The organism is Chloroflexus sp., from assembly GCF_034434295.1.
In the GTDB taxonomy this organism is placed as follows: Bacteria; Chloroflexota; Chloroflexia; order Chloroflexales; family Chloroflexaceae; genus Chloroflexus.
Genome location: NZ_DAOTZQ010000107.1, coordinates 1 through 7,209 on the forward strand (window position 1 = coordinate 1; position 7,209 = coordinate 7,209).

General features: G+C 53.2%; 4 protein-coding genes. 2 read left to right on the plus strand and 2 right to left on the minus strand.

The window, feature by feature from the left end; genetic code table 11:
- Positions 1 to 265: 265 nt before the first annotated feature.
- Positions 266 to 3,850: a CHAT domain-containing protein gene (locus tag VAE57_RS14880; RefSeq protein ID WP_322822652.1), complete on the minus strand. Its 3,585-nt coding sequence runs from the start codon at positions 3,848 to 3,850 to the stop codon at positions 266 to 268.
- A 172-nt stretch (positions 3,851 to 4,022) separates the two neighbouring features.
- On the opposite strand from VAE57_RS14880, the gene VAE57_RS14885 reads away from it, so the two are divergent.
- Both VAE57_RS14885 and VAE57_RS14890 read left to right on the plus strand, forming a co-directional pair.
- Complete coding sequence (locus VAE57_RS14885) at positions 4,023 to 5,567, plus strand: aldehyde dehydrogenase family protein (RefSeq protein WP_322822653.1); 1,545 nt, start codon at positions 4,023 to 4,025, stop codon at positions 5,565 to 5,567.
- Positions 5,568 to 5,591: 24 nt separating this feature from the next.
- Complete coding sequence (locus tag VAE57_RS14890) at positions 5,592 to 6,440, plus strand: ABC transporter ATP-binding protein (protein ID WP_322822654.1); 849 nt, start codon at positions 5,592 to 5,594, stop codon at positions 6,438 to 6,440.
- A gap of 455 nt (positions 6,441 to 6,895) precedes the next feature.
- On the opposite strand, the gene VAE57_RS14895 is transcribed toward VAE57_RS14890, so the two are convergent.
- On the minus strand, positions 6,896 to 7,209 hold a 314-nt coding region (locus VAE57_RS14895; RefSeq protein ID WP_322822655.1), incomplete at its 5' end, for a hypothetical protein.

The following is a 7,209-nucleotide window of genomic DNA, read 5'->3' on the forward strand; positions in this document are numbered from 1 at the left end:
CGGTGGACCCACCCCGCACCATCCCGAACCGGGTCGTGAAACATCGCAGCGCCGATCCTACTGGCGGCTCTCCGCTGGGAACCTAGGTCCACGCACCCGACCGATGATGACCCCCGGCAACCAGATACGGTTGCCGGGGGTTGTTTGTTTGGCGTATGCTCTGTCTACTGGTTGTTTCTGTGCTGCAATGCCATCGGGTGTGCCGGTAGCGATACACTGGTGGATTGTTGCAGGCACGGAAGGAAGCGATTTTTGATACAGTATCCTATCGCGGTAACTTCGAGCGTGTGACGTACCACTGGGTACGCAGTTCAAGTGGCCAGTGCGGGCAGTATTTATCTAATTCACGTAGTGTTTTCTCGTCGCCGATCCAGGCCAGGGCTTCGATGGCCTTTCGTTGCAAGTAAACTGGTTGATTGCTATTGTTTGGCAGGTCGAGTTGAAATTTACCCAATGCGAAGTGTGGTAAAGATTGCCGCCAAAGCGCAATCTCTTCAATGAGCTGCTTAACGGTAAGAGTCTCAGGACTATCAGCGAGAGCAATTGGGTGGTTTGCGGCAGTGTTTCCAATCCAGGCCAGTGACTGTAATGCACGAGATTTGACATTTTGACGGGGATTAGTAATAAGTAGTGAGATAAGCCACTCGATAACAACCGGCTGATTGATGCGTAAGCGACCGGCAAGATAGGCTATCTGTTGGGATGCCGGATCGGGCATGCCAGATTTGCGATGAATCAGGATGACAATCAATGGCACAACATACTCTGGGTCAAAAAGGGTCAGCGCATCAGCCGCTGCCCACATCGTGTCGATCCAGTCGTCACTAATTCTGGTGGTAGTTGTATCTGATGGTGCAGTAATAACACGCAGGAGAAAACGCGCATCACATAACTGCTGCGCTGGAGTTGTACTGACATCGGCCAGTGCGAAGGCTGCGATTGCCCGTTCAGAGGGCAGAGGTGATGTGCTGATATGATGCCGCAAGTCGTTACGCCCCTGCTCTCCTCTCAACCAACAATTCATTAATTCGATTAAAGGCCGATCATCACGCAATTGCTTAATCGTGATCTTAGTTCGATCAAAGTCTTCAGTAGATTTTTCTTCTCTTGCCTTTCGATTGAACTGCGGGAAGTAAAGATCGCGTAATGCACGAGCGGCAGCAATGCGGATGTTTGTATACTCGTAGCGTAAACCGCTACTTGTCTGACGTACTTTGTCAACCAGTATACGACGTAATTCCTGATGAACCTGGGGGTAATTGAGCTTTCCTAGTGATCTAACCAGGGTTTCGCGTCGTGTAACATCAGGTTCGCGTTGTTCATCGAGTTGCAAGAGACACGTATCAATCAACTCGTCACGCAATCTGACTGACAGTTTTTCCAGTCTGGATGGTGGTAAAACCTCTAAACAGCGGGCAGCAAGGACAGCTATACGGTGATTCCCGGCGCGAAGTGAGTTTGCAATATATTGAAGTAATTCTTCCGGTTTATCCAGGAAACTGATCAATGCGTACAGGACATCTTCCCACCAGCGTTGTAGCTTCACATCTGCACAAAGCGCAATAATATCAAGTAAACGCTGGTTGCGATCTGGGCTTGTATAGAGGGCCTGTGCTGCACAATACGCAGCAACAGCTTGATTGGTAAAATTGATCGCGTGTTGCCCGGTTACAGTAAGAAGTTGTGTGTTGCTCAGTTGGCGAAAAAGGTCTTCTAAACTGTAATCGCGATTGCCTCGCACCTGAGCAAACAGTGTGAAAACATCGTCGATTGAAAGATACTCTTTCATCTGCCAGTATAACTGCCATGCGATACTGTAGAGACTTGTCTGGGCAATATTGCCCATCTGGTAACGAGTATCGAGATTACGCAGTTCCTGATCAAGAAAACCTTCAATAATTTGGTGGTAAGAGATATTTTGTTGAACGTCAGTTGCGAGACGTTCGTAAATAAGTGTAAGCATTCGCGGATCGCTGGCAAGGTGCTGTAAGCGATTTTCGCGGATTCGTTCGATGATGCGTCGTGCATCGCGATGCTTACGCTGTCGAATGTATAGGGTGATGCTCTCTTCATCGAGCGGCTGGAGAATTAAGAGTTTGATATTCTGATCAACAGTTTGTGAGATAAATGTCTGTGGTGCAGCGACTACAAAGCTCTGATCGGGCAGGTACTGACGAAGGGTTTGCAGGTCGCGCCACAATTCCTGCCAGTACGTTTCTGGTACCTGATCCAGATCATCAAGGAGAAAAGCCAGTCGAGGTCGTTTGTGATGGCCGCTGGCTTTACCCTGAAAGAGATTGTGAACATGATTGGCGAAAGCGGGGTGTTGGCGGTTAAGTTGTTCGACGATATGATCTCGTAGTCGCAAGTCGCCACGTGTCTGCTCGTAACCGGCAAGTGAGACAAGGACACCGACGGGTGTTTCGATATCAAGCAGGGCGTCACGCGCTAAATCGTGGCAGACACGTCGTAGAATGGTTGTCTGACCCGATTGACGACTGCTGGTGAGAACCATGCATTCGCCACTGCCGGTACTAACAACCGACTTGATGTTTTCCAACAGTATGTCACGGGCTGAACGGCTCTGCAGAGGGTTTTCAGGGCGATGTTGCATCAGGTGGCTGTATTGATCGGCGGGGAAAGAGATGCATTCGATGTCGATATATTCAGTGCCGGCCCAACGTCGGATACTGTCCTGTTGTAAGAGCCACTCAATGTATCTGAGGAGTACACTGGGTTGAAAGAGACGACCGCTCGCCAGTCGCGTATACAAAACTGGTGTACTCCAATGAATACTGTCGCTACGGTAAATACGGCGACGAGCCGTGGTGACGGCCAGATCAACAAAGCCGTTACGCAGTAGCATTTCTGTCAGATGTTGAGTAAATGTGCGAGCCAGCTCAATAGCGACCAGTCGTTGCATAGCCAGCACGGCGGGAATGCCGCTTTCTGCAATCAGGCGTGCAGCTAAATTGCTCAGCGGGGCATGCAGATCAACAGTTGCACTGTTACAGGCGATAAGTGCGATCATTGCCGGTTTGTGTGTGGACGGTAGCTGGGTGAGTAGGCTGATAAACTCTTCACCATCGAAGAGCCGACCTCGTCGCTGTGGGCCATGTTCAAGCAAGAGACGAGTACCACGCTCTGGAAGAAACAGGGCATGACCAAAGTAAATAACCACATCGTAACCCCGTGCTTCCTCGGTCTGAAGTGAACCACGTTCAAGAGCAAGGCGAAGTTCAGCCTCTTCAGCACGGGGTAAGACGTCGAACTTTAACTGGCCGGTATCAACAAATGGGCGAAAGCGTTGCCGAAAATCGCGTTCAGTGGCCGGACGATCAAACGGCGATAATTGCCAGCGATCGAGATCGGTTGGTTCGCTAAAGATGAGCAGTAAGCGGATCGGATGATGGTCAATTGGTTCAAAGAGGGCAAATTGTTCACTGTCGATATACCGTGAGAAGAGGATTTGATCGCTCGTGGTCAGGGGGATGAGCTGGCTTTGATTGTCAGTGGCAGGGAAGTGTAAGAGTTCCCAGGGGATGGCCTGTAATTCGGCATCCTTCGGATCGAGAGCAAGGCGTAGCCGGAGTGGTTGCTGTTGCTGAGCAGCGGTACGCTGTGAGACGCGAAACTGGTGACTCAGTCGAGTTGGAAAGAGACGACGGAAGAGTTCCTGACCGTAGCGAGTGATGTCAGCAGGATTGTTTGGTTCGGGGGTGGTAAGGTCAAATTGTACTTCTTCTTCTGAGACAATACGACGACCATCGCTATATTCAACTTCAATAATGTATTTGTTTAAGGGTATGGCACCTCGTCTCTGCCGCCGTGGACGAACCAGGATGTTCATAGTGCTTACTCTCTCAACTTAACCATTCTTGCTGTATAGTGTATCACAGGAGCTGCCTGAGTAAGAGGTGGTATATTGTATGTCAACATATTTAGCAGTTTGTGAGAATGGTAGTAACCGGCGTGATATACTGTGATTGTGCTGAATGTCACAGTACCGGAAGAGGGATGGCATGAGCAAAATCATCGCACCAGCGTGTGAATGGTCGCATCTCCTGGCACAATTACGATCTGTTGTACCAGAGGCTTTTAACAGTGAAGGGCATGTTCTCAATTTGATCGAGGGAACGTGGGGCTGGCCGGGGCATGGTAAGCATTACGCTACACCCATTGATGGCACTGAATTAGGTCGAATGCCCATGATTGACCTCGAAACGGCGAAGCGCGCTGTGCGCTTTGCTGCTCGTGAACATGAGGACTGGGCGCGAACTGATCTCGATGAGCGACGGCGACGGGTGCAGGAGACAGTTGATGGCTTACGAAAACACCGAGACCTGATCGCATATCTGCTGATGTGGGAGATTGGTAAGCCATACCAGTTGGCGTGTGATGATGTTGATCGCTGTCTTGATGGTGTCAAGTGGTATATCGATCAGATCGAATGGATGCTGAGTAACCGCCGTCCGCTCGGTCTGATATCAAATATTGCCTCGTGGAACTATCCGTACTCGGTGTTAGTTCACGCGGTACTGGTGCAGACCCTGGCCGGTAATGCCGTTATCGCCAAAACCCCTTCGGATGGTGGCTTGTTCGCGTTAACGCTAGGTTTTGCGATTGCCCGTCGGGCTGGCCTGCCTGTCTCGCTGGTCAGTGGATCGGGGGGTGCGCTCAGCGATGCTCTGGTAAGGAATGCCGATGTAGCGTGCCTGGCGTTTGTAGGCGGGAAAACTAACGGGCGTGATATTGCTGCATCGCTCTACGACCGAAACAAACGCTACATGCTGGAGATGGAGGGGGTAAACTGCTACGGGATTTGGGATTTCTCTGATTGGGCGAGTCTGGCTCAGCAGATTAAAAAGGGCTTCGCTTACGGTAAACAGCGGTGTACAGCCTACATTCGCTATGTTGTTCAGCGGCGACTCTTTCCCAAATTCCTGGATGTGTATTTGCCTGTTCTGAAGAGCTTGCAGATCGGCAATCCGGTACTGGTCGATCAAGCGGGTGATCCGTTGCCTCGGCTCGATTTTGGCCCACTCATCAATGCGAGGAAGGTGGAAGAGCTACGTGTGCTCTACAGCGAGGCGCTGGGTGCCGGTGCGGTTTGTCTGTACGAAGGTGAATTGAACCCAGAGCTGTTTTTACCCAATCAGGATATTTCGGCCTATATGGCGCCAATCGCGTTACTGAACGTGCCACGGAATTGCCGCCTGCACCACAACGAGCCGTTTGGCCCGATTGATACGATTGTGATTGTTGATAGCGTCGAGGAGCTGATCAGCGAGATGAATATCTCGAATGGGAATCTGGTTTCCTCGATTGCGACCGATGATCTCAGGTTGGGACAGATGATTGCCGGTGAGTTGCGAGCGTTCAAAGTCGGCATCAACCGCATGCGCTCGCGCGGTGATCGCGATGAGGTGTTTGGTGGGATGGGAGCATCCTGGAAGGGTTGTTTTGTTGGGGGTAAGTATCTGGTTGAAGCAGTGACAGTCGGCGCGCCGGGAGAGCGGTTGTACGGTAATTTTCCCGATTACACGCTGCTACCAGAACAACGGTAACGAGAGGACGGGCAGACGCGGGATATGCTTGTAACACTTGATGAACCGGCTACAGATCAACCGGTGGTGAAGCCGCGGCAACCTGCTATCGAGATACACGGGGTTTCCAAGTGCTACCGTACCCGCACGGGCGATGTGCAGGCGTTAGCTGGCATTGATGTAGTGGTAGCGGCCGGTGAAGTGGTTGCGCTGGTTGGGCCAAGCGGATGTGGTAAGAGCACGTTGTTACGGATCGTAGCCGGTTTGGAAAAACCCGATACTGGCGATGTGCGTTTGTCTGGTCTGTTGCCTGTGCAGGCACGGCGTGAGCATTGCTTTGGGATTGCCTTTCAGGCGGCTGCGCTGCTGGAGTGGCGTGATGCAGCAGCGAATGTGGCTTTACCACTTGAACTGGCCGGGTGGCCGCCTGCGGCGCGGGCCGAGCGGGTGGCCGCACTGCTGGCGCGAATGGGATTGAGCGATGCGGCAGGGCGATTGCCGCGTCAGTTGTCAGGTGGTATGCAACAGCGGGTAGCGCTGGCCCGTGCACTGGCGCTTGCACCACCGGTACTGTTGCTTGATGAGCCGTTTAGTGCGCTCGATGAACTCACCCGTGAGCAGTTGCAGGGTGAGCTGCTCGATTTGCTTGCTACTATCGAACCGCGTCCGGCTGTGCTGCTGGTGACGCATAATCTTGCTGAAGCGGTGTTGCTGGCTGACCGGGTAGTTGTGTTGAGTCGGCGACCGGCACGGGTATTGGCGGACGTTGTTGTTGATCTGCCCCATCCGCGACGGGCTGATGCACGAGATGATGAACAGCTCCATCGGTTGGTGGCCAGATTGCGGACAGTACTGCGGCGCGATCAGGATGAGGTGATCGGGAGTGGGGGGTAGAGAGTGGACTGCATTATCTCCCCCCCTCCCGACCTCCCCCGTTGGGGCTATGTATTACCCACATGTCACGCTGCGTTAGGCCGGGCTGCAAGCGCTTCCCGTGGCGCAGGCTTCCAGCCTGCGTGGAGGCATCCTCGCCACTGCCATCAGATGATCACCGTGGCCACTGGTGCGCAGTCACAAACCTGGTATGACCAAATATCTACGCACAGGTATCGCATGCGTGCCGGACCGACTCGATGATCGAAACGATCACATTCGGCTTTTCCGTGACCAGGATGGGGAACGGTGTGACACGCGCCGGATCGTGAGCGCGGCTGGCGCGGCAGTATGGCTGCCGCACGCCAAACCCTGCGCCATGCACACGATGGGCGCGTGAGGAGGAGCGGGTTTGGAACCCGCTCCTTTCATGTGCGCCGGAGGCGCACGCTTCCAGGGCAGATCGTGTGTGCACGTTATCCCTCTAACCGGTGAGGAGTCTGCTGCGATCCGCCCCTGATCGTAAGCACGGCTGGCGCGGCAGCATGGCTGCCGCACGCCAAACGCTGCGACACGCGCATGACGAGTGGGCAAGGCAATCCATCCAGCACGTGCTGGCACGGTTGGAGCGGCGCACTGTCACCGGGCCAGTCGCCCAAAACAGCACCAATAGCGATCATACCCGGCTGATACGCACGTGGATGATACCAGTTATAGGTAATACATAACTCCCGCTGGGGTGAGGAACAGGCAAATCGCCCCCCCTCCTGGCCTCCCCCGCTGGGGTGAG